The following is a 22,857-nucleotide window of genomic DNA, read 5'->3' as shown; positions in this document are numbered from 1 at the left end:
CCCAATGGAAGCCTTAGGCAACCTGATGATGGGGTTCGGCGAAGTGCTGACCCCGTTCAACATCGCCATCATCTTCGCGGCCGGGCTCATCGGCACCGTCGTCGGCGCCCTGCCCGGGCTTGGCCCCTCGGCGGGCATCGCCCTGATGCTCCCGCTCACCTTCGGCATGAACGAGGCCTCGGGCCTGTGCCTGCTCACCGGCGTCTACATGGGCACCATGTACGGCGGACGGATCACCGCGATCCTCATCAACGCGCCCGGCGACGCGCCGGCGATCATCACGGCCCTCGAGGGCTACCCGATGATGAAGCAGGGACGCGGGGCCATGGCGCTCGGCATCTCGGCGGTCGCCTCCTTCATCGGCGGTCTCTTCGGCCTGGGCGTGCTGATCTTCCTCGCGCCGATCATCGCCTCCTACGCGATCTTCCTCGGGCCGCCGGAGTATTTCCTGCTGATGGCGGTGGGCCTGGCCACGGTCATGCTCCTGGCCGGCGACAGCATGCTCAAGGCCTTCTTCGTCACCTGCCTCGGCGTGCTCGTCAGCAGCTTCGGCAGCGACTACGTCTCGGGTCAGATCCGCTTCGCCTACGTGCCCGAACTGATCGAGGGGATCGACTTCGTCGCGATCATCATCGGCCTCTACGGGCTGGGCGAGGTCCTCTACAACCTCGAGAAGAAGGTGAAGCTGGAACTCGGCAAGCCCCGGTTCAGCGTCAAGGAATTCGTCCCCGGCCGCGCCGAGCTGGGCGAGGCCGCCGCCCCCACCATGCGCGGCTCGGTGCTTGGCACCATCATCGGCATCGTGCCCGGTGCCGGCGCGACGGTGGCGACCTTCCTCGACTACGCCCTGGAAAAGCGCCTCTCGAAGCGGCCCGAGAAGTTCGGCACCGGCGAGATCAGCGGCCTCGCGGGCCCCGAGGCCACCAACAACGCGGCGGTGCCCGGCTCGCTCATCCCGCTCATCACGCTGGGCATCCCCGGCTCGGGCGGCACGGCGATCATGCTCGGCGCGCTCATCATGTTCGGACTGCGGCCCGGGCCGCTGCTGATGCAGACCTCGGGCGACATCGTCTGGGCCATGATCGCGGGGCTGGTGCTTGCGAATTTCTTCCTGCTGCTGTCGAACGTCCTGCTGATCCCGGTCTTCGTGAACCTGTTGCGCACGATCCAGAACAATCTGGCGAACGTGGTCATCGCGCTTTGCGTCGTCGGGGCCTTTTCACTCAGCTACAGCGCCTTCAACATCTGGATCATGCTGATCTTCGGCGTCGTGGGATACCTGTTCAAGAAGAACGACTACCCGACCGGGCCGTTCATCCTGGCGGTGGTGCTCGCGCCGCTGGCCGAGAACTATTTCCGGCAGTCGGTCATGCTGGGACAGGGCAGCGCCGCGATCTTCGTGGAACGGCCGATCTCTCTCACCATTCTCGTCCTGATGATCCTCATCGTCGCGGGCTCGGTTTTCGGCCGCCTGCGCGCGCGCAAACTGCGCGAGATGCGGAACCCCGAAGAGTGAAGGAAACGACATGAGCTGGCAGAAAAAGACTTTCGACGAAACCGCCGGCGGGCCGATGGAGGGCATCCGGGTCGTCGACCTGTCGCGCCTCGTCGCCGGGAACATGTGCTCGCTGCAACTCGCGGACTTCGGCGCCGACGTCATCAAGGTCGAGCCCCTGCCGACCGGCGACCCGCTGAGGGCCTGGAAGCGCGAGGGCAAGTCGACCTTCTGGACCGTCTACGGCCGCAACAAGCGCAGCCTGGGCCTCGATTTCCGCAAGGAGGGCGCCGTCGAGCTGCTGAAGCGGCTGGTCGCGGGGGCCGACGTGCTGATCGAGAGCTTCCGCCCCGGCACGCTGGAGAAGATGGGACTGGGGCCGGAGGTGCTGCACGAGCTGGCCCCGGGGCTGGTGATCCTGCGGGTCTCGGGCTTCGGGCAGACCGGGCCCTACTCCTCGCGGCCGGGCTTCGGCACGCTGGTCGAGGGCATGTCGGGCTTTGCCTCCCGCAACGGCGAAGAGGGCGGCGACCCGCTCCTGCCGCCGCTCGCGCTGGCCGACATGATCGCGGGGCTCTACGGCTCCAACGCGATCCTGATGTCGCTGCGATCCCGCGAGACCACCGGGCGCGGGCAGGTCGTGGACCTCGGCCTGCTCGACGCCATGACCTCGGTGCTGGGGCCCGAGGCGCTGGACTTCCAGATCTCGCACACGCCGAAACCGCGGCTGGGGAACGGCTCGAACACCTCGAGCCCGCGCAACGTCTACCAGGCGAAGGACGGTGGCTACATCGCGCTCTCGGCCTCGATGCAGAAGACCGCCGAGCGCGTCTTCCGCTGCATCGGCCGCGAGGACCTGATCGAGCATCCCGACTTCTGCACCAACGAGCGCCGCGTCGCCCGCCGGGCGGAGGTCGACAAGATCGTCGGCGACTGGGTCGGCGCGCGCAGCACCGAGGAAGTCCTCGACATCTTCGACCGCAACGGCATCACCGCCGCACCGGTCTACGACATCGCCGACATCTCGGAGGACCCGCATTTCCGCGAGCGCGGCATCTACGTCGAACTGCCCGACGAGGATCTGGGCGGCGCGCCCATGCACGCGCCGGTCCCGCGCCTCTCGGCGACGCCGGGAACCTTTCACCGCCCTGCCCCGCACATCTCGGAACACGCCCGGCAAATCCTGTCGGACGCGGGCTTCGACGCCACCGAGGCGGCGCAGCTCTTCGAAAGCGGGCTCGTCGGGGAGCATTCGGAATGAGGGAACAGGCCGCGACCTGGCGCTCGCTTCTCTACGTGCCGGGCAACAACGAACGCTTCCTCGGCAAGGCCCAGAGCCGTGGCGCCGACGCGCTGATCCTCGATCTCGAGGACAGCGTCCCCGCCGACCGGAAGCAGGCGGCGCGCGACATGGTGGCCGGGGCCCTGCCCGAGCTGGAACGGGGACCCTCGGACCTCTGCCTGCGTGTCAACGGCGAGCTGCTGCATCTCGCGGGCGACCTGCACCTCGTGGCCGGGCGAGACCTCGCCGCGATCCTGCTGCCCAAGTGCGAGGATGCGGGCAAGGTGCGCATGGTCGCCGAGGCGCTCGACACGCTCGACCCGGCGGGCCGCACCGGGATCGTCCCCCTGATCGAAAGCCCCTCGGGCCTGCACGCGGCCCATGCCATCGCTGCCGCGCACCCGCGCGTGGTGGCCCTGCTGCTGGGGAGCGAGGACTTCGCCGCAACCTGCGGGATCGTGCCGTCCGAGGCCACGCTGCTGGGGGCGAAACAGCAGATCGTCTACGCCGCCCGCGCCGCGGGGATCGCGCCGCTGGGGCTGCTCGACAGCGTGGCGGCCTATTCCGGCGATGGCATCGGCGAGCTGGCCGCGCGCTCGGCGGCCTTCGGCTTTTCGGGCGCGACGGCCGTCCACCCCGGCGCGGTCGCGCCGCTGAACCGCGGCTTCTCCCCTTCCGAGGACGACATCGCCTGGGCGGAAGAGGTCGTCGAGGCGATGGAGGCCGCCACCCGCGAGGGGCGCGGCGCGGTCTCGGTTGGCGGCCGGATGATCGACAAGCCGATCCTCGAGCGGGCACGGCGGACCCTCGCTCGGCGCCGCCTCGCACCCACCGCCGACTGAGGCCCCTCCGCCAGGGTCAGGCCGCCAGCGCTGCCCGCTCGGCGTCAAAGAAGCGTGGTCGCTCGCATGTCCTGCGCCGCGAAGTCGATGAGCGCGCGAACCTTGCGCGGTAGCACCCGTCCCTCGAGGTAGAGCGCGCTCACCGGGCCGCTTTCGCCCTCGTGGTCCTGCAGCAGGGGCACAAGCGCGCCGGAGGCCAGCATCCCGTGCGCGGCGAAGCGCGGCGCATAGGCGACCCCCATGCCGTCGGCCGCCAGGGCCAGCGCGGCGCGCGCCGAATTGACCTGGAACCGGCCGCGCACGTTGACGACGGCCTTCTCGCCATCGCGGGAAAAACCCACCTGTTCGGCATGCGGCGGTTGGTGTCGACGATGCAGGCATGGTCGATGAGGTCGGCGGGCCGTGACGGCGCGCCCTGCCGCGCGAGGTAGTCGGGGCTGGCGACCAGCAGGCTGACGAAGCTGCCCAGCTTGCGCGCCTTGAGCGAGAGCATCTCCGACTGCCCCATGCGAAAGGCCAGGTCGATCCCCTCGCTCGCGAGGTCGACGTAGCTGTCGTTCAGCCGCAGGTCGAAGGACAGGTCCGGGTTCTGCCGGGCGAACCGGCCCAGCATGCCCGCCACGTAGGCTTCGCCGAAGGTCACCGGCGCCGAGATGCGGATCACCCCGGTGAGCCCGCGCGAGCCCTCCGAGACCTCGCCGAAGAGGTCGTCGAGATCGTCGATCAGAGCCGGCGCCCGCGCCAGCAGGTCCTCGCCCGCCGGGGTCAGGCCGACCTTGCGCGTGGTCCGCTGAAGAAGCCGCACGCCGAGGCGCCGCTCGAGGTCGGCCACGTATTTCGAGGTCAGCCGGTTAGAGACGCCAAGCTGGTCCGCCGCCCGGGTGAACGACCCGGTCTGCGCGGTGGCCACGAAGGCGCGGAGTTCATCGATGGTGTCCATGCAAAGGATTTAAGAACGTTTCGAGGATAGTCATTCCATATAATCGTCATTTCGTTGATTTCGGGCAAGACCTATCTTCTCTCTCAACAGCCCGGCACCCGCCGGGCACGGAGAACAGGAGGTCCGACATGACCACGCAAACCGACTCATTCGACATGACCGCGGCCCCGATCCGCATCGACGCCGTCCGCCTGCGCGTGCGCGACATCGAGACAGTCGCCGGCTTCTACCGCGACGTCATGGGCCTCGCCACGCTGTCGCAATCGGCGGACCAGGTGACCCTCGGCGCGGGGGAGACGCCGCTGCTTCACCTCGACGGTGACACTGCCCTGCGGCCGCGCGATCCGCGGCAGGCCGGGCTGTTCCACACGGCCTTCCTGCTGCCCGCGCGCGGGGATCTCGCCCGCTGGCTCACCCATGCCATGGAGGCGCGCGTGCCGCTTCAGGGCGCCTCGGACCACCTCGTGAGCGAGGCGATCTACCTGGCCGACCCCGAGGGCAACGGCATCGAGGTCTATGTCGACCGGCCGCCGAGCCGCTGGCACGACAGCACGGGCGCGATCCGCATGTCGACCGACCCGCTCGACGTGCAGGGGCTCCTGAAAGAGGCCGGGGGCAAGTCCTGGGCCGGCTTCCCCGAGGCCGGGATCATCGGGCACGTGCACCTGCAGGTGGGCGACACGGACAAGGCGGATGCCTTCTACCGCGACCAGCTGGGCTTCGACATTGCCGCGACCTATCCGGGCGCGAGCTTCTACGGCAGCGGCGGCTATCACCACCAGCTGGCCGGCAACGTCTGGAACAGCCGGCGGGCCGGGCCCCGCGACGCGGGCGCGGCGGGGCTGGCCGAGGTCACGCTGGGCGTCAGCCCGCAGGCGCGTGAGACCATCACCTCGCGCCTCGGCAGCGATCGCTTCAACGACCCCTGGGGCACGGCCTTCGCGCTGTCCTGAGCGCGAAGATCCCCCCTGAACAGATTGACTTGAAAGGAGAACCGCCATGCTTGTCGACGGAAAATGGGTCGAGAACTGGCAGCCGGTGCAGAAGGCCGACGAAAAGGGCCGCTTCGTGCGGCAGGTCTCGGAGTTCCGCAACTGGATCACCCCCGACGGACGCCCGGGCCCCACGGGTGACGGCGGCTTCGAGGCCGAGGCCGGCCGCTACCGGCTCTACGTCGCGCTGATCTGCCCCTGGGCCTCGCGCACGCTGATTGCCCGCAAACTCAAGGGGTTGGAGGATCTGATTCCGGTCACGGTGGTCAATCCGACGGTCGGCGACCAGGGCTGGCGCTTCGGCGGCTATCCGGGCGCCGACGCCGATCCGCTGATGGGCGCGCAATACATGCACGAACTCTACACCCGCGCCGCGCCGCATTACACCGGGCGCGCCACGGTGCCGGTGCTCTGGGACATGAAACGCGGCGTCATGGTCAACAACGAGAGCGCGGACATCCTGCGCATGTTCGACACCGCTTTCGAGGAGATCGCGCCCTCGAACATCCGGCTCTACCCCACTGATCTTGCCGAGGAAATCGACGCGCTGAACCCGCGGATCTACGACAAGTTGAACAACGGCGTCTACAAGGCCGGTTTCGCCTCGTCGCAGGACGCCTACGACGAGGCGGTGGAGGGCGTCTTCGAGATGCTGGACGAACTCGAGGCGCGGCTGGAGGGGGATTTCCTCTTCGGAGAGCGGCTGACCGAGACCGATATCCGCACCTTCGTGACGCTGATCCGCTTCGACGCGGCCTATCACGGGCTGTTCAAGACCAATCGCCGGCTGATCGCGCAGTATCCGCGGCTGTCCGGCTACATGGCTCGCATCCTGCGTCTGCCGGGCGTGGCGGAAACGGTGAACATGGATCACATCACGCGGGGCTACTACTCGATCAAGGCCCTGAACCCGAGCGGCATCCGGCCGAGCGGCCCGGCGCACGTGGCTGATCTGCTGGAGGCCTGAGCCCCGGAATACACCCTGAATCCAAGGCGATGCCCCCTGCCCCTGATGTCATGCACCAGGCGACGGGGCATCGCCTGAGGCCGGTCAGGTCAGCCCCAGACCTGACCGAACAGGCGCAGCCAGTTGCCGCCGAGGATCTTGGTGATGCGCGCGTCGCTCCAGCCGCGGCGCTGCATCTCGGCGGTCAGGTTCGGGAATTCGTCGTTGCGGCGGATGCCCTCGGGCTTGGAGATCTTGGCCGATCCGAACTCGGTCAGGGTGCGGCCGGTGCCCTTGTCGCGGTTGGCCCAGAGCAGCCAGGGGCCGGGTCGCGGGCGGTTGTGGTTGAAGTCGGTGCCGATGGCGACATGATCCTCGCCCACGAGATCGAGCGTGTATTCCATCGCGTCGATCACGTCGGCCACGGTCGCGTCGTTGCCCGCCGCGAGGCCCGGCGCGAAAAGCGAAGTACCTATGATTCCACCCTTTTCCGCGCAGGCCTTGAAGACCTCGTCGGGCTTGTTGCGGGGCACGTCGCGCAGCGCGCGCGGCAGGCAGTGGGTGATCGCGACGGGCTTGTCCGAGTGCTCGATGGTGTCGAGCGAGGTGCGGACGCCGACGTGGCTGAGGTCGATCAGGATGCCGCAGCGGCCCATCTCGTCGACGGCTTCGCGGCCGAAACCACTGAGGCCGCTGTCATTTTCCTCGAGATAGCCCGAGCCGAAGACGGTCTGGGTGTTGTAGGTCAGCTGCATGATGTTCACGCCGAGATCCTTGAAGATCTCGAAATAGGCCAGCCGCTCCTCGACCGGAGAGGTGTTCTGCCAACCGAAGATGATGCCGACCTTGCCCTGCGCCTTGGCGCGGTGGATGTCGTCCACGGTGCGGATCGGCATGGCGATGTCGGCGTTCTCGCGCAGCTTCTCCTTCCACATGATGACGTAGTCCATGCCGCCCCGGAAATTCTCCCAGAGCACCGAGGCGGCGCTGATCGCGGTGACCCCTCCGGCCTGCGCCTCGAGCAGGATTTCGCGATTGAAGTCAGAGCATTGCAGCGCGTCGATGACGTGCGAACGGGCGTGCAGATCGGTCACGTGGGTTCCTTTCGGGCGGGCATGGCGGGGGTGTCGGCCGGCCATTCGTCGCCGCTCATGAGCGGGGTGTCGTAGTCGCGGAAACGCGCGAGGTGGTGTTCGGCATCCTCGGCGAAGAGGCTGCGCACGAGGCCGGAGGCCAGCCGGCGGGCGCCCTCGGTGGCCGAGGGAATGCCGGAGGTGACCTTGCCATGGCTGGGCACGGCGGCATAGGCGAAGCAGGAGATGCGGGCGAGCGCGGGACAGGCGCCGGGGGTCTTCTCGGTGAAGGTGAAGTCCGGGGCGAGGTAGGGATGCGCCGCGAGGCCGGGATTCGTGGCGGCCTTCTCGGGGCCGACGACGTCGCCCCATGTACGGATCGTACGGGAAAACTGTACAAGTTCGGGCCGCGCGTCCAGATCGACGCCGAAGCCCGTGGCGAAGATCGCGAGATCGCACTCCACCGGCCCCGCCGGGGTGGTGATCCGCAGCCCCTCGGCGGTGGGTTCGACCGCCTCGACCGTGGCGCCGAGATGGAGGTGCGCGTTGGCATGGGCGGCCACCCGTTCGACCGAGTGCTTCGGCGGCGGGACGGGCCAGCGGTCCCCCTCGTCCATGATCTCCCACTTGGCCCAGTCGGGCAGACCGACATAGCCCGCCGTCATCCCGCGCGAGCCGGTGCCGGTGAACTTGTCGACGGTGGGGATCGCCGGGCGGCGGACCAGCAGGTCGAGCCGGGCGCAGCCCGCCTCGAGCGCGGTGGCGGCGTTGTCCATCGCGGATGCGCCGGCGCCCACCACGACGACGCGCTTGCCGCGCAGCGTGGCGGGGTCGAAGCAGTCGGCGGAATGGAAGACGCGGCCCTCGGGCAGGCCCCGCGCGACCTCGGGCAGGCGCGGGGCGCCGAGGGCATCGAGGCCGGAGGCCAGCACCACCCGCCGGGCGAGGACCGGGCCGGTGGAGGTTTCCAGCCGCAGCAGGTCGCCCGCCTCGGTGATCCCGGTGACGTCGCAGTCGTTGACGACGTCGGCGCCGGTCACGCGGCGATACCAGCGCATGTAGTCCATCCAGGTCTCGCGCGGGGCGAGGTCCATCGCCTCCCAGGACGCGCTGCCCCACTGCGCCTCGAACCAGGCGCGGAAGGTGAGCGCGGGGATGCCCAGCGCCGGGCCCGCCGCCTCCTTGGCGGTGCGCAGGGTGCGCATGCGGGCATAGGTGACCCAGGGCCCCTCGATCCCCTCGGGGGCGCGGTCGAAGAGGCGGACGTTGGAGATGCCCTCCATCGCGAGCGCCGCGTTGGCCACCAGCCCGCAGAGGCCGGCGCCCAGGATCGCGACGTCGAGCACCGGCGCGCCGCCCGGGCCGCGCGTTTCCGGCATCCACGCCTTGGGCGGCAGGTTCAGCAGGCTGCGCTGGTGATCCAGTTCGGCCTCCAGCGCCGCGAGTCCGGTGGCGGTCATGGCGCTACTCCCCCATCACGAGGTTGGGCAGCCAGAGGCTGAGCTCGGGGACGTAGGCGATGAGGAAGATCGCGATGAAGACGGGCAACAGCATCGGCAGCACGGCAAAGGAGAGCCGTTCGAGCGATATCCGCGTCATCCCCGACATGACGTAGAGCCCCACCCCCACGGGCGGCGTCGCGATGCCGGTCAGCAGGGTCATCACCGCGAGGATGCCGAACTGCACCCGGTCGATGCCGTATTCGTCCACCGAGGGCAGCAGCAGCGGCGCGAGGATGATGAGCGAGGGCGTCGCCTCGAGGAAGAAGCCCACGACGAAGAGCAGCGCGATGGTCATGAGGATGAAGGCCGCGCGGCTTTCGACCAGCGGCAGGACCGTGTCGGCGATGGCCTGCGGCACCTGCTCGAAGGTGAGGATCCAGCTCATGACGTGGCTGCCGCCGATGATCATCATGATGAAGGCGCTGACGGTCGCGGTCTCGGTCAGGGCCGACCAGAGCTGCCGCGCGGGCACCGTGCGGTAGCAGATCCCGAGGAAGAGCGCGTAGACCGAGGCCAGCACGCCCGCCTCGGTGGCGGTGGTGAGGCCGAAGGTGATCGCGACGAGGATGATCATCGGGGCGACCAGCGCGGGCAGCCCCTCGATGAGCGCGGTGCCGATCTGGCAGCGGGTCATGCGCGGCTCCTGCGGGTAGTCGCGCCAGATGGCGGTGATCCGGATGAAGAGCATGAGCGCGAGACCGATCATCAGCCCCGGGATGATGCCGGCGAGAAAGAGCCGGGCAACCGAGGTGTTCGAGAGCCAGGCGTAGACGATGAGCGTGATCGAGGGCGGGACCACCGGGCCGACGATGGAGGTGATGACCGTGAGCGCGGCGGCGAAATCGTGGTCGTAGCCGCGCTTGCGCATGGCCTGCACCTCGATCTGGCCGAGGCCCGCGAGGTCGGCGGTGGCCGAGCCGGAGATTCCCGAGAAGATCAGCGAGGCGACCACGTTGACGTGGGCGAGGCCCGCGCGGAAGTGGCCGACGAAGGCGAGCGCGAGGTTGAAGATCCGGTCGGTGAGCCCGATCCGGTTCATCAGCGAGCCCGCGAAGATGAAGAAGGGCAGCGCCACCAGTGTCGGGCGGTTCACCCCGTCGAGCAGCTGCTGCGTGACGATCAGCCACTCGCCGCCCCATCCGGCGACGATGAAGCCGGCAAAGGCCGAGGCGGGGATCGCGAAGCTGACCGGAACACCCAGCAGGATGAAGCCGATCAGGGAGGTCAGGACGACAACGCCGGTCATGTCAGTCGGCTCCTTCCGGGACGTGGTAGTGTTCCGGCGGGCCACGCCAGATCTCGGGGATGCGACGCAGGGTGACGATCATCACCAGCGCGGCGGAAACGAAGAGCGGGATGCCCAGCGCGAAGCGCGGGATTCCGATCATGTCCATCGCGTCGGACTGGCTGGAGATGAGCCTGGGCGCGGTCGCGAGGATGATGACGAGCATGGTGAGGGTCACGCCGACGGCCAGAACGCCGGCGGCGCGTTGCAGGACGCGCGGCAGCCGGCTGGTCACGAGGTCGACCGCCACGTCGCCGCGGTCGTGCACGAAGACGTAGAAGCCGAGGAAGGTCAGCCAGACGAAGCCCACCACCGTCCAGGGAAAGACGGGGTTGAAGGCCGTCCCCACGAGGGCGCGCCAGCCGATGTTGACGGCGTTCGAGACGAGCATCAGCGCGAGGATGATGTTGGCGCAGGCGACGAAGACGTCGCGCAGCCGTTTCAGGATTTTGTCGAGCAGGTCCATGCGGGCCCCCGGGTCGGTGAATGCGCGTCGGCCGCCCGGATCGTCCGGGCGGCCTTGGGTCGCGGGATCAGGCGGCGCGGTTACTCGGTGCGCGCCGCGGCGACCGCGTCGAGGAAGCCATCGGGCAGCTCGCCGGCAGCGTCAAGCTCCTGGTAGAAGCCGTCCATGCGCTCGACCACAGGGCCGAGGTCGAGGTCGACGAAGGTCGCGCCCTCGCTCTCGAGCGTGGTGACGATCTCCTCGACGTTCGCGTCGAGCAGGTCCTCCATGAAGGTCGAGGCCTCGGCGTGGGCCCTTTCGACGGCCTCCTGCATCTCGGGCGAGAGGCCCTCCATGGTGTCCTTGTTCACGAGGAAGGCCAGCGCCTGCGGATACTCGTTGGTGCGCGAGATGTTCGGCGCGACCTCGTAGAACTTCTGCGGCTCGATCAGCTCGATGGGCGAGGTCACGGCCTGGATGAGACCGCGGTTCAGGCCGTCGTAGACCTCGGACCACGACAGGATGCGGACCTCGGCCCCGAGGTGCTCCCACGCGTTGACCATGAGGTCGTTGGACCACTGGCGCACGCGCAGGCCGTCGAAGTCCTCGAGCGAGGCCACGGGCGTCTCGGAGGCGATCACGCGGTAGCTGCCGCGCGGCATGGCGGTCACGTCGCCCAGCACCTCGATGTTGCCGGCTTCCTCGGCCTCGGAGACCCAGCCCTGCACGAGCTCGCTGTTCATGAAGCGCGACCACTGCTCGTAGTCCTCGAAGAGGAAGGGCGCGCTGGTGTAGTCGATGGCCTCGACGTAGCGCCCCAGCAGCGCGACCGAGGTCGAGACCACCTGGATCACGCCCTGCCCCAGCTGGTCCATCACGGTGTCGAGCTTGCCGAGCTGCTCGTTGGGATAGACGCGGACCTCGATCTCGCCGTCGGTGTAGGTCTCGACGAGTTCGGCGAACTTGTCGATGGCCTGGCCCTCGAAGCTCTCCGAGCTGGCCTGGGTGCTCATGCGCCAGGTCTCGGCCGAGGCGGGCAGCGCGGCGGCGGCCGCGAGAAGGGCCGCGAGCGCGGTCCCCCGGAATGTCGTCTGCTTGGTCATCTTCGTCTCCATCGCTGTTGCGGGCGCCCTTGTTTCACTGGCGTTCCGGTGTCGTTGTCCGCCGGTCCTGCGTATCCCCGGGGCCGCCGGCGGAGCGCGACCCGGGGAAAAGCGTTGCTGGCGGGTCAGGCCTCGGAAACCTCCATCCACACCAGGTCCTTCGTTACCGTCGTCGCGTGGCGCACCTGCGCGCCGATCTCGCGCAGGGTGCCGAGGTCGGCATCCTGCACTGCCCCCAGAACGGCGACCTCGATGGTCTCATGAGTCTCGCCGTACTGGATGGTGAATTTCTGCCCGGTGTTCTGCGAGAAGCGCAGGCGCCCCGGCGGGGCATCGCAGACGCGCTCGGCGACATCGGGCGGGGTCGTGGAATAGAGCGGCGACCATGCGAACATGCTCTCGCCCGCGACCGAGGCGTGGTCGATGAAGACCCGGAACGGCAGCGCGGCGCGGAATTCCGCGACCAGCGCGGGGTTCGCGGTGTCGGCGAGCCATGCCTCGACCGAGAGGCCGAGGTCCGGGAAGGCGATGGTGATGCGCGTGTCGGTGGGGGCGATCCCGGCGCGCGTCGCGGGGGCCTGCGGCGCCTCGGCGTGGGGTGCGGCGGGCGGCGGGGGCGTGAAGTCCCAGTCGTCGGCCATGTCCCAAGGGAAGTGGTGGAAGACCCAGGCGTTGAGGCGATTGGCGTAGCGTCCGTAGGTGGCGAGCGCGGCGTCGAGGTCGGGATCGCGCGGGTCGGCGGCGGCCATGGCCTCGGCCCAGCGGGTCAGCTCGGGGAAGCCGAACTGCGCGAGGAAGCGCGCGTTGGGCAGGATGAAGCCGCCGATCATGCGCGGGACCGCCGTGCGGGGGAAGCTGTCGTCGCGGTAGAGGCGCACGGCCGGCAGGATCATGTGCATCGAGAAGTCGCGCAGCTGCCCCTGCACCGCGTCCCAGACCGCGAACCAGCTGCGCGCCGAGCCCAGCGCGATGGGACTGCGCCCCTGCCGGAGGTCGGCGAGCACCGGCGGCTCCTGCACGTCCGCGAGGTCGGCGGCGGCGCGCATCTCGGCCAGCACGGGGGCGAGCGGCGGCGGGGTTGCCTGATCCATCCTCGTGCGCTCCTCAGGCCGCGTAGACGCCGAAGGCCTGCGCTTCGGCGTTCAGCGCCTGCTGCAGGTCCTCTTCGGACATGGGCGTGCCCGCCGCGACCTGCCGGCGGTGCAGCGTGTCGACCATGCGGCTGCGGGTGGCAACGTCGAAGGCCAGCGCGCGGGTCGCGAGCTGCCGGCGCAGGTCCATCGGCCAGGCGGCGTCCTGCGCCTGCCGCGCGGCGCAGAAGGTGAAGGCCGGCGGAGGCGTGTCGCTGCGCAGCTCGGCGCGGCGCGCCTCGGTCGCCTCGGCGTCGATCTCGCCGGTCGCGTCGAAGACGACGCCGTAGTCGGCTTCGGCCCGTTCGCGGCTCAGCAGGCCGTGGTAGAGGTCGGCGGCAAGGGCCGCGAGGTCACGGTCGAGCGGATCGCCGAAGCCGCCGCCCGAGGGGCTGGTGATGCGCAGCACGTCGCCGCGTTCGAGGCCGAGCTGCGTGATGATGCCGACCGAGCTTTCGCGCTCGGTGCCGGGGTTGAGCAGCGTCTCGCCGGTGCGGCCGTGGGCCCCGCCCCGCACGCCCCAGGGGGCGAGCTGGAAGCGGTTCATCGAGCGCACGGTGATGAGCGCCTTCTCGGCGGTGCTCTCCAGCTCGAGCGAGATCGCGGCGCCGCCCGAGAACTGGCCCGGCGCGCGGCTGTCGGGCACGAGGCGGACGGCGCGCAGCATGATCGAGGTCTCGATCTCGAGCACCTCGGTGGGCACGCTGCGCAGGGCGCTGTAGCGGACCTCCATCGCGTCGACGCCGTCACGGCCGACACGGCCGCCGCTGCCGCCGACGATGGGGTTGATGACGTTGACGCGCTGGCGCCCGGTGCGCGGATCGGGCGCGGCGGCCACGATGATGCCCGCCATGCCGGCGCCCGCGGCGGCGAGGCCGTCGGGCAGCGCCTGGTTGAGGCAGCCCAGCAGAACGTCATAGGCCCGCGTGGCCGAGGCCGCCCGCGCCCCGCCCGAGGCCGGGTAGACCGCGTTCAGGATCGAGCCGCGCGGCGCGCGCGAGTGGATCGGCCGCAGAAGACCGGCGTTGCGCGGGGTGAGCGGCTCCATCGTGAGGATGAAGGAGACCAGCGCCTGCACGATGTAGGGATGCGTGGTCTCGCCCGAGACGAGGTTGTAGGCGGCGGGCAACTGCGGGTCGGTGCCCTCGTAGTCCACCGTCAGCTCGTCGCCCTCGACCGTCACGGTGACGGAAACATGGGCGAGCTGGCCTTCCTCGAAGCCCTCGAGGTAGTCCGAGAAGGCGTAGCTGCCGTCGGGGATGGTCGAGATGACCTCGCGGGCCTTGCCCTCGCCGTAGGAGATGACGTCCTCCATCGACTGGCAGATGCGGTCGCTGCCGTGGCGGTCGCAGAGCTGGCCCAGACGCCGCGACATGCTTTTCAGGCCGGAAATCATGGCCTGGAAGTCGCCCCAGATCTCCTCGGGGATGCGGCTGTTGTCCATGAAGAAGTTCTTCACGGTCTCGTTCAGCACGCCGCGCGAGAAGAGCTTGGTCGGACGGACGCGGACACCCTCCTGCAGGACCTCGTGGAAGGCGGGCGAGATGCTGCCCGGGATCGCGCCGCCGATGTCCGAGGCGTGCACGAAGGACCAGCCGAAGGCCACCAGTTCGCCCTCGTGGAAGATCGGCAGGATCATGGTGACGTCCATCAGGTGCGTCACCAGCCCGTCGCTGGCGAAGGGGTCGTTGGTGATGAAGAGGTCGCCTTCCTCGATGTTCTCGAGGCCGATGGTCTCGATCGTCTTCTTGAGCGGGATGCCGATGAAGACGTTGACCCCGGATTGCGAGGGATAGGCGAAGATGTCGCCGTCCGGGGTGGCGATGGCGCACTGGTAGTCCTGCACCAGCTTGACGAAGGTCGTGTGGGCGGTCCGGTAGATCGCCGCCGAAGCCTCTTCGACGATGGCGTTGAACCGGTTATTCATGATGGCGGTCGCGACGGCGTCCATGGCGGTCAGTCCTTCGAGATCACGAGGTTGTCGTAGGCGGCGCATTCGAGCGAGTAGCCCGGTGGCACCAGAACGGTGGCGTCGCGCTGCTGCACCACGCAGGGACCGGAGAGGTGCGCGCCCTCCCAGAGGTCTTCGCGGGCATAGACCGCGGTGTCGGGGTAGGCCTGTCCGGCGAAGCGGATCTCGCGCCGGGTCTGCGGCCGGGGCTCCCCTGCCCCGGTGCCCATGCCCCGCGGCTCGGAGGGCATCGGCATGCGGCCCTTCACGCGGACGCGGAAGTGCACGAACTCGGTCGGGCTGGACGGGTCGCAGTGGCTGTAGAGCTTTTCGTGCGCGACGTGGAAGGCCTGCTGCATGGCGGCGAGGTCGCGGTTTTCGACGGCCTCCTGCGAGAGTTGCACGTCGACCTCGAAGGACTGGCCGGCGTAGCGCATCTCGGACCAGTACTCGTAGTCGACCTCTTCGAGGAGCGAGGCGTCGACCTGCTGGTCGAGCCAGTCGGAGGCCTGGCCGCGCAGGTCGGCGAAGATGCCGGCGATGTCGTCGGCCGTGACGCTGCGCCCCTGGACGCTGGTGGTCAGGTCGTGGCGCACCTCGGAGACGAGGCCGCCGTAGGCGCAGAAGACCGAGGGCACGCCGGGCACGACGATGCGCTTGACGCCGATCTCGCGGGCGAAGATGGGGCCGTGCAGCGCCCCGCCGCCGCCGTAGACGATGAGTGTCAGGTCCTCGGGGTCGACGCCGTAGCGCGCCACGAAGGGCAGAACGCCCGCCTCCATGTTCGAGCTGGCGACGCGGACCGCCATTTCGGCCGCCGCCGGCACGTCGCAGCCGAGTTCGCGGGCGACCGGGGCGAGCGCGGCCTCGGCCGCGGCGCGGTCGAGGGTCATCTCGCCGCCGAGCAGCGCCTCGGGCAGGTAGCCCGAGAGCAGGTAGGCGTCGGTGAGCGTGGGGCGGGTGCCGCCGCGGCCGAAGCAGGCCGGGCCCGGGCGCGCGCCTGCGCTTTGCGGGCCGACGCGCAGCATGCCGCCGTCCATCTGGATGATCGAGCCGCCGCCCGCGCCGATGGCCTCGACGCCGGTGACGGGCATGACGAGGGGAAAATCCCCCACTTCCGCGCTGCCGGTGGTCAGGGTCTGCCCGTCGGTGATGAGCGAGATGTCGGTCGAGGTGCCGCCCATGTCCATCGTGAGGATGTTGTCCTCGCCGATGAGGTTGCCGAGATACTGCACCGCGGTAACGCCCGAGGCGGGACCGGACAGCAGCGTGTGCACGGGATGCTCGACCGCGTCGCCCGAGGACATGGCGCCGCCGTTGGAGCGCGTGACGAAGAGGTGCGAGCCGGGCAGACGGCCCGCGACATAGGTCTCGACGGCGCCGACGTAGTCGCCCATGCGGCGCTTGACGAAGGCGTTGAGCACGGCCAGCAGCGCGCGTTCGTATTCGCCGGGGCGCGGCCAGATCTCGGACGAGAGCGAAATGTCGGCGTCCGGCCCCACTTCCTCGCGGATGATCCCGGCGACGGCCTGCTCGTGCGAGGCGTCGGCGTAGCTGTGCAGCAGCGCCACGACGAAGGCCTCGGCGCCCGCGTCGCGGGCCGCGCGGACCTGGGCGCGGACCTGCTCGGGGTCGAGCGGGGTGCGCAGGGCGCCCTCGCGCATGCGGCGCTCTGCGATCTCGAAGACCATCGGGCGGTCGACCAGCGGCTTCACGCGGGTCTCGAAGAGGTTGAGCGGGTTGCGCAGGCCGAAGCGCTGCAGCTCGAGCATGTCCTTGTAGCCCTCGGTCACGAAGGCCGCGAGGCGGCTGCCGGTGCGCTCGATGATCGCGTTGGTGCTGACCGTGGTGCCGTGGAAGACGTAGGCGGGCTGGCCCGGCTCGGGCTCGAGCAGGTCGAGCATGCGTTCGAAGCCCTCGCGGAATCCGTCCTCGAAGTTCGGCGGAGTCGAGGGAACCTTGAAGGTGGCGACGGGCTCGCTCTGCCCCTGCCGCCAGCCGCAGAAGTCGGTGAAGGTGCCGCCGATGTCGACTCCGATGCGCAACATGCATGTTCTCCGGTTGATGTCTTGCGGGGACACTACGCCTGCCGGCACCGGCAAATTGCCCAAACTGCGGGGGTGCGCTTGAAATGATCGCAAATATCATCCACGATAGCTGAAAATCGTAGGAAATATTCTCCATGAAGCCTGACGCCACCGACCTTCGCATCCTCGAGGCATTGCAGGACAACGGCCGCATGACCATCGCGGAATTGTCCGAGCGCGTTGGGCTCTCGCCCTCGCCCGCGCACCGCCGGCAGAAGCTGCTGGAGGAGGCCGGGGTGATCGATCGCTACGTCGCGGTGGTGAATCCGGCCAAGGTCGGCCTGCCGATGCAGGCCTACATTTTCCTGAGCCTCGACCACCACAGCGAACAGTTCCTCTCGGGGATCGAGGCCGACCTGATGCGGTGCCCGCAGGTGCTGGAGTGCATCCTGCTCGCGGGAGAGGACGATTTCATGATCCACGTGATCTGCGAGGGGCTCGAGGACTTCGAGAATTTCCTCAAGACGCGCGTGCGCAACATCGAGGGCGTGACCCGCATCCGCACGAGCTTTCGCCTGCGCAGCCTCGGCAACGGGCGGCGCGTGCGTTTCAGTTGATTAGTTCGCCCTCGGAGCGCACGAGGTCGTGGTAGTCGGCCGTGGCCTTGCGGGTGAACGTGCCGATGGAGAGGCTGCGATTGCCGATACGGGTGACCGGCGTGACCTCGGCGGCGGTGCCGGTGATGAAGGCCTCGCGGATGCTGTCGATCTCGCCGGGGGCGATGTCGCGCTCGATGACCTCGATGCCCCGGCGCTTCATCAGGTCGATGACCGTGCGACGGGTGATGCCGTCGATATAGCCCTTGGGCAGAGGCGTGTGCAGCGCCCCGTCGATGCCAAGGAAGAGGTTGGCGCCGGTGGTTCCGGCAAGATTTCCCTGCGGATTCAGCATGATGGCGTCGTCAAACCCGGCGCGGACCGCGGCTTCGCGGACCACGCCGCCGATGGCCCAGCTGGCCGCCGACTTGGCGGCGCCGGGTAGCGTGGCGTCGTCCGGGCGGCGCCCCTCGGAGAGCTGGAGGCGTAGCCCGCGGCGTCGGGTGCTTTCGTCGGGGCCCGCGCGCACGCCCCAGACGGCGATGGCGAGGTGGATCTCGTTGTCGCGGATCAGCAGGTCCATGTAGCGGCTGCCGGGCCAGGCGAAGGGACGGACGTAGCCGTCGCGCAGGCCGGAAGCCTTGATCGCCTGCATGGTGGCAAGCTCGATCTCGCCGCAGCTGTAGGGGAGTTCGTAGCCCATGGCGCGGGCCGAGGCGATGAGGCGTTCGGTGTGCTCGGTGAGGCGGAAGATGCGGCCGCCGTAGGTGCGCTCGCCCTCGAAGACGGTGGCGCCGTAGTGCAGGCCCTGGTTCATGACGTGGGTCTGCGCCTCGCGCCAGGGCACGAGCCGTCCGTCGAACCAGATCGTGCCGTCCCTGTCGGCGAAATCCCCCATCTGCATCGCGTGCCCTCCAAACCTCGGCACCCCGTCGCGCGCCGATCCCTCGAATCGCGATTGGGATGATTTCCCACCAGAACGACCATTACACCACATTCTGTCGCTTGCATGCTAGGCGCCCCCCGGGGTGACGTCAATTCGCGGCAGGCGTGATCGGGCGTCAGGGGCGGGACTCGCGGGCCCGGAACGCAAACGGCCGGCCCCTTTCGGGACCGGCCGGGCATGCATCGCGGCGGGGCGGCTTACCAGGAGGTGAGCACGGTGCCGTTGTACTTCTCCTCGATGAAGGCCTTCACCTCGGGGGAGTGGTAGGCGTCGACCAGCGGCTGCACCCAGGGCTCGTCCTCGTCACCGGCGCGCACGACGATGATGTTGACGTAGGGGCTGTCGGTCTCGGTGGCGATGGCATCGTTCACCGGGTCGAGACCCGAGGCGATGGCATAGTTGGTGTTGATCATCGCCGCGTCGAGATCCTGCAGCGAGCGCGGCAGCTGCGCCGCGTCGAGCTCCTGGATGCGGATGTCGCGCGGGTTCTCGGCGATGTCGAGCACCGTGGGCACGAGCCCCACGCCCTCGGCCAGCGTCAGCAGGCCCTTCTGCTGCAGCACCAGCAGCGCGCGGCCGCCGTTGGTGGGATCGTTCGGAATGCCGATGGTGGCGCCGTCGGGGATCTCCTCGGGCGAGGCGAACTCGTCGGAGTAGAGGCTCATCGGCGTGTTGATGGTGGTGCCCACCTCGACGAGGTCGAAGCCGCGGTCATCCATCTGGCGCTCGAGGTAGGGGCGGTGCTGGAAGCTGTTGGCCTCGATGTCGCCATCGGCCAGCGCCTGGTTCGGCACCACGTAGTCCGAGAATTCGACAATGTCGATGTCGAGCCCGTCCTCGGCGGCGACCTTGGCCACCTCCTGCATGATCTCGCCGTGCTGACCGGGCGAGACGCCCACGCTGATTTCCTGCGCGGCCGCGGCACCTGCGGTGAGGGCCAGGACGGAGACGAGAGTCGTCAGGTGTTTCATGGGATTGCTCCTTCTTTATTGGGAGGGGGAGGATCAGGCGCCGCGGTTGCTGGGCGCCCGCTTGTCCACGCGGCGCGCGATCCATTCACCGATGGTCTGCACGAGCTGCACGAGGACAATGAGGATGAGAACCACGAGGCCCATGACCTCAGGCATGAAGCGCTGGTAGCCGTAGCGGATGCCGAGATCGCCCAGGCCCTCGCCGCCGACGGCGCCGACCATCGCCGAGTAGCCCAGCAGGCTGACCACGGCGAGCGTGAGCCCCAGCGTGATGCCGGGCAGCGCCTCGGGGATCAGGACCTTGCGGATGATCTGCATGGGCGTCGCGCCCATCGAGCGCGCGGCCTCGATCAGCCCGCTGTCGACCTCGCGGATCGAGTTCTCGACCAGGCGGGCGATGAAGGGCACGGCGGCGATGGTCAGCGGCACGATGGCCGCCGTGGTGCCGATGGAGGTGCCCGCGACGATCCGCGTGAAGGGGATGATCGCCACCACGAGGATGATGAAGGGCACCGAGCGCGTGGCGTTCACCACGACGCCCAGCACCTTGTTCACGGTGGGCGAGGAGAGCAGTTCGCCCTTCTGCGAGCAGGCGAGGAAGACGCCGATGGGCAGGCCGCCGATGGCACCCAGAAGGGTCGAGACGGCGACCATGTAGAGCGTCTGCCAGGTCGCCTCCATGAGCATGTTCACTAGGTTAGCCGACATAGCCGAGGACCTCCGTGCGTTGCTGGTTGCGTTCGAGGAAGGCGCGCGCCTGTTCGGCGCCATCGGCATCGACCGAGATGAGCAGGTTGCCGAAGGGGCGCGGGCCGATCTCCTCGACGGCGCCGGCGAGGATGTTGACCTGCAGGCCGAGGTCGCGGCTCATCTCGGCGATCAGCGGGTCGGTGGCGTTCTCGCCGGCGAACGTGATGCGCATGACCTCGCGGGCATTGCCCTCGGGGCGGGTGTCGCGCAGCTGGCGGGCGATGAAATGCGGCAGGGTCACGCCGGTGACGCTGGAGAGGAAGCTTTGCGTCGTGGGGTGCTGCGGCGCCGTGAAGACGTCGTAGGTCGAGCCGTCCTCGACGATGTGGCCGTCCTCGATCACCGCCACGTGGCTCGCGATGTCGCGGACCACCGCCATCTCGTGGGTGATCAGCAGGATGGTCAGTCCGAGGTCGCGGTTGATGTCGCCCAGCAGCTCGAGAACGGTCTGCGTGGTCTCCGGATCGAGGGCCGAAGTTGCTTCGTCTGACAAAAGGACCTTGGGCTGCGTGGCGAGCGCACGGGCGATGCCGACGCGCTGTTTCTGGCCGCCCGAGAGCTCCGCGGGGTAGCGGTTGCGGAAGTCCTGCAGGCCCACCCTCTCGACGAGGTCGTCGACCCGCGGCGCGATCTCGCGGGCGGGGGTGCCGGAGATTTCCAGCGGCAGGGCCACGTTCTCGCGCACGGTGCGCGAGGAGAGCAGGTTGAAGTGCTGGAAGATCATGCCGACCTCGCGGCGGATCTCGCGCAGGTCGGCGGCGCCGGCGGCGCCCACGTCGCGGCCCGCGACCGTAACTGCCCCGGAGGTCGGCTTTTCCAGGCCGTTGACCATCCGCAGAAGGGTGGATTTGCCCGCGCCCGACCGGCCGATGATGCCGGTGATCGTGCCCGGTTCGACGCTGAGCGAGATGTCTTCCAGCGCCATGACGCTGCCGCCGCCCTTCTTCGGAAAGGCCTTGCCGACCGCATCGAAGGTAATGGCGGCGCCGGTGGTGGTGTCCGTCTGCATGCTGCTTCGGGTGCCTCCGATTGTTGCCGTTGCGGCGCGGTAGACCGGAAGCCCGCGGGAGGGACAACCCCATCCGGCGGAACTGTCAAAGAAACTTCGAGAATCGAACGAAATTGCCGAAACTTGAGGCTGACGCAGGGTCGGCATGCGCCCGGATTGGGCAGCTTTCGAGGCCGTGCGGACCCGGTGTTCGTGGTTTTCCCCCAAGGCCGCGCAGGGCGTAGCGCGGCGGGAGGTGGCTCATCCGAATGGCGGTGCGGGACCTCCGAGCGGCCCGGCGCATCGCCCGATTGGTCAGATTGCCGCTGTCGCGGGCAGCCGACTAGCGTTCTGGCATCACGCATTTCAGCAGGGGTGGCCCGGGATCATGTCCAGCACGAGTGAGCGTGGCGCGCCGTTGCGCGCCGATACGGCGGGAGGCGCGGCGCGGCCGGCGGGTCCGGCGCGATGAAGGTGACCTGGAGCATCCCCGCCTGGGGTGAAGGCCTGGGCTCGACCCGCGGCGACATGGTGCGCGCGCGGCATCTCATTGAGGCGCTGCGGCGGGCCGGGCACGTGGTGCAGGTCGTCGAACGCGCGAGCGGTGCCGGCGCGTCGCGCACCTCGGCGGCGATGGTCGCGGGCTATCGCGGTGCGCTGCGGCGCATGCTGCCACGGCCCATCGCGCTGGCGCTGCGCGACATCAGCCGGCAGGCGGATTCGCGGGCCTTCGGAAAGAAGGTCGCGCGCGCGGCGCAGGACCAGGGCGCCGAGGTCATCGTGGAGACGCAGATGAATTGCGCGGTCTCGGGCGCCGTGGCGGCGCGGATGACCGGGCTGCCGCTGGTGCTGGACGACTGTTCGCCAAGCTCGGAGGAAGCCGAGATCGGGTCCGGCCTGCCGGGCCTCGCGCACCGGCTGCTGATGTCGCAGGCCGAGGCCGCGCCCGTGGTCGTGGCGACCTCCAACTCGGTGCGGGACCGGCTGATCGCCGAGGGGGTGCCCGAGGACAAGCTGCGGCTGGTGCGCAACGGCGTGACGCTCGAGGCCTTCGACGCGGCCGACCGCGAGGCGCTGCGCGCCCGGCTGGGGCTGGGGGACCGCTGCGTCTTCGGCTTCGTGGGCTCGTTCCTGGATTGGCACCGGGTGGACCTGCTGATCGAGGCGCTGGCCCTGCTGCCGCGCGATCTGCCGGCGCATGTGCTGCTGGTGGGCAAGGGCCCGCAGCTCGAGGCGGTGCTCGCGCAGGCGGCGGAGCTGGGCCTGTCGGACCGGGTGACCTCGGTCGGCGCGGTGCCGCCCGAGGAGGTGCCGGACTACATGGCGGCCTTCGACGTGGGCGTGCTGCCCGACACGCTGGACTACGGCAACCCGATGAAGCTGACGGAATACGCCGCCGCCGCGATCCCGGCGGTGGGGCCGGACCGGCCCTCGGTGCGCGAGGTGGTGCAGCACGAACGGACCGGGCTTCTCTTCGCGCCGCAGGACGCGCGCGCGCTGGCCAGCTGCCTGTCGCGGCTGGCCTCGGACCCGGAGCTGCGCGCGCGCCTTGGCGCGCGGGCGCGCAAGGACGTGGCCGCGCCCGCGGCCTGG

Annotated in this window: 19 protein-coding genes and 1 pseudogene; 7 read left to right on the top strand and 13 right to left on the bottom strand. The window is 69.3% G+C overall.

The window, feature by feature from the left end; translation table 11 throughout:
* The first annotated feature begins 4 nt into the window (after window positions 1–4).
* The 3 genes from SALMUC_RS03765 to SALMUC_RS03755 are packed head-to-tail and all read left to right on the top strand — an operon-like array spanning window position 5 to window position 3,619.
* Window positions 5–1,516, top strand: coding sequence for a tripartite tricarboxylate transporter permease (locus SALMUC_RS03765; protein ID WP_020039803.1), 1,512 nt, complete (start codon window positions 5–7; stop codon window positions 1,514–1,516).
* Window positions 1,517–1,526: 10 nt separating this feature from the next.
* Window positions 1,527–2,756, top strand: a complete 1,230-nt coding sequence (locus tag SALMUC_RS03760; protein ID WP_020039802.1) for a CaiB/BaiF CoA transferase family protein — start codon at window positions 1,527–1,529, stop codon at window positions 2,754–2,756.
* Window positions 2,753–3,619, top strand: coding sequence for an HpcH/HpaI aldolase/citrate lyase family protein (locus SALMUC_RS03755; protein WP_020039801.1), 867 nt, complete (start codon window positions 2,753–2,755; stop codon window positions 3,617–3,619). Before SALMUC_RS03760 ends, SALMUC_RS03755 begins: the two co-directional genes overlap by 4 nt.
* A 44-nt stretch (window positions 3,620–3,663) precedes the next feature.
* Here the strand turns inward: SALMUC_RS03755 and SALMUC_RS03750 are convergent.
* Window positions 3,664–4,559, bottom strand: a pseudogene (locus SALMUC_RS03750) (LysR family transcriptional regulator).
* A 128-nt stretch (window positions 4,560–4,687) separates the two neighbouring features.
* On the opposite strand from SALMUC_RS03750, the gene SALMUC_RS03745 reads away from it, so the two are divergent.
* Together SALMUC_RS03745 and SALMUC_RS03740 are read left to right on the top strand one after the other, a co-directional pair.
* Complete coding sequence (locus tag SALMUC_RS03745; protein WP_020039799.1) at window positions 4,688–5,512, top strand: VOC family protein; 825 nt, start codon at window positions 4,688–4,690, stop codon at window positions 5,510–5,512.
* A gap of 46 nt (window positions 5,513–5,558) precedes the next feature.
* Complete coding sequence (locus tag SALMUC_RS03740; protein ID WP_020039798.1) at window positions 5,559–6,518, top strand: glutathione S-transferase family protein; 960 nt, start codon at window positions 5,559–5,561, stop codon at window positions 6,516–6,518.
* Between the two features lie 89 nt (window positions 6,519–6,607).
* Here SALMUC_RS03740 and SALMUC_RS03735 read toward each other — a convergent pair whose 3' ends face one another.
* The 8 genes from SALMUC_RS03735 to SALMUC_RS03700 all read right to left on the bottom strand — a co-directional run bounded on the left by SALMUC_RS03735 (window position 6,608) and on the right by SALMUC_RS03700 (window position 17,034).
* Window positions 6,608–7,591 carry a membrane dipeptidase gene (locus SALMUC_RS03735; protein WP_020039797.1) on the bottom strand — a complete coding sequence of 328 codons (984 nt, stop codon included), beginning with the start codon at window positions 7,589–7,591 and terminating at the stop codon, window positions 6,608–6,610.
* A complete protein-coding gene (locus SALMUC_RS31480) occupies window positions 7,588–9,030 on the bottom strand; it encodes an NAD(P)-binding domain-containing protein (RefSeq protein ID WP_020039796.1) in 1,443 nt (480 codons plus the stop codon). The genes SALMUC_RS03735 and SALMUC_RS31480 overlap by 4 nt, the downstream gene beginning before the upstream one ends.
* A gap of 4 nt (window positions 9,031–9,034) precedes the next feature.
* On the bottom strand, window positions 9,035–10,318 hold the full coding sequence (locus SALMUC_RS03725) for a TRAP transporter large permease (RefSeq protein ID WP_020039795.1): 1,284 nt from the start codon (window positions 10,316–10,318) through the stop codon (window positions 9,035–9,037).
* A gap of 1 nt (window position 10,319) precedes the next feature.
* A complete protein-coding gene (locus tag SALMUC_RS03720) occupies window positions 10,320–10,823 on the bottom strand; it encodes a TRAP transporter small permease (RefSeq protein WP_020039794.1) in 504 nt (167 codons plus the stop codon).
* Window positions 10,824–10,903: 80 nt separating this feature from the next.
* The gene (locus tag SALMUC_RS03715; RefSeq protein ID WP_037371133.1) at window positions 10,904–11,905 is read right to left on the bottom strand and encodes a TRAP transporter substrate-binding protein; all 1,002 of its coding nucleotides are present in this window, start codon (window positions 11,903–11,905) and stop codon (window positions 10,904–10,906) included.
* Window positions 11,906–12,030: 125 nt separating this feature from the next.
* Window positions 12,031–12,996 (bottom strand): hypothetical protein, encoded by a 966-nt coding sequence (locus tag SALMUC_RS27950; RefSeq protein WP_020039792.1) that lies wholly within the window; start codon window positions 12,994–12,996, stop codon window positions 12,031–12,033.
* 13 nt (window positions 12,997–13,009) lie between these two features.
* Window positions 13,010–14,986 (bottom strand): hydantoinase B/oxoprolinase family protein, encoded by a 1,977-nt coding sequence (locus SALMUC_RS03705; protein WP_020039791.1) that lies wholly within the window; start codon window positions 14,984–14,986, stop codon window positions 13,010–13,012.
* A gap of 5 nt (window positions 14,987–14,991) precedes the next feature.
* A complete protein-coding gene (locus tag SALMUC_RS03700; protein WP_020039790.1) occupies window positions 14,992–17,034 on the bottom strand; it encodes a hydantoinase/oxoprolinase family protein in 2,043 nt (680 codons plus the stop codon).
* 134 nt (window positions 17,035–17,168) lie between these two features.
* On the opposite strand from SALMUC_RS03700, the gene SALMUC_RS03695 reads away from it, so the two are divergent.
* Window positions 17,169–17,630, top strand: a complete 462-nt coding sequence (locus SALMUC_RS03695; protein ID WP_020039789.1) for an Lrp/AsnC family transcriptional regulator — start codon at window positions 17,169–17,171, stop codon at window positions 17,628–17,630.
* On the opposite strand, the gene SALMUC_RS03690 is transcribed toward SALMUC_RS03695, so the two are convergent.
* The 4 genes from SALMUC_RS03690 to SALMUC_RS03675 all read right to left on the bottom strand — a co-directional run bounded on the left by SALMUC_RS03690 (window position 17,623) and on the right by SALMUC_RS03675 (window position 21,285).
* Complete coding sequence (locus SALMUC_RS03690) at window positions 17,623–18,513, bottom strand: aminotransferase class IV (protein WP_020039788.1); 891 nt, start codon at window positions 18,511–18,513, stop codon at window positions 17,623–17,625. The genes SALMUC_RS03695 and SALMUC_RS03690 overlap by 8 nt on opposite strands.
* A gap of 239 nt (window positions 18,514–18,752) precedes the next feature.
* Window positions 18,753–19,526, bottom strand: a complete 774-nt coding sequence (locus SALMUC_RS03685; protein ID WP_020039787.1) for a MetQ/NlpA family ABC transporter substrate-binding protein — start codon at window positions 19,524–19,526, stop codon at window positions 18,753–18,755.
* Window positions 19,527–19,559: 33 nt separating this feature from the next.
* Window positions 19,560–20,234, bottom strand: coding sequence for a methionine ABC transporter permease (locus SALMUC_RS03680; protein WP_037370999.1), 675 nt, complete (start codon window positions 20,232–20,234; stop codon window positions 19,560–19,562).
* Window positions 20,224–21,285: a methionine ABC transporter ATP-binding protein gene (locus SALMUC_RS03675; protein ID WP_020039785.1), complete on the bottom strand. Its 1,062-nt coding sequence runs from the start codon at window positions 21,283–21,285 to the stop codon at window positions 20,224–20,226. The genes SALMUC_RS03680 and SALMUC_RS03675 overlap by 11 nt, the downstream gene beginning before the upstream one ends.
* A 447-nt stretch (window positions 21,286–21,732) precedes the next feature.
* Here SALMUC_RS03675 and SALMUC_RS03670 point away from each other — a divergent pair.
* Window positions 21,733–22,857: glycosyltransferase family 4 protein (locus tag SALMUC_RS03670; protein ID WP_037370998.1), on the top strand; the 1,125-nt coding region annotated here is incomplete at its 3' end.

It is taken from the genome of Salipiger mucosus DSM 16094, from assembly GCF_000442255.1.
Lineage (GTDB): Bacteria > Pseudomonadota > Alphaproteobacteria > Rhodobacterales > Rhodobacteraceae > Salipiger > Salipiger mucosus.
Note: the sequence above shows the minus strand (reverse complement) of the source record. Positions and strands in the feature narration are given on the sequence as shown.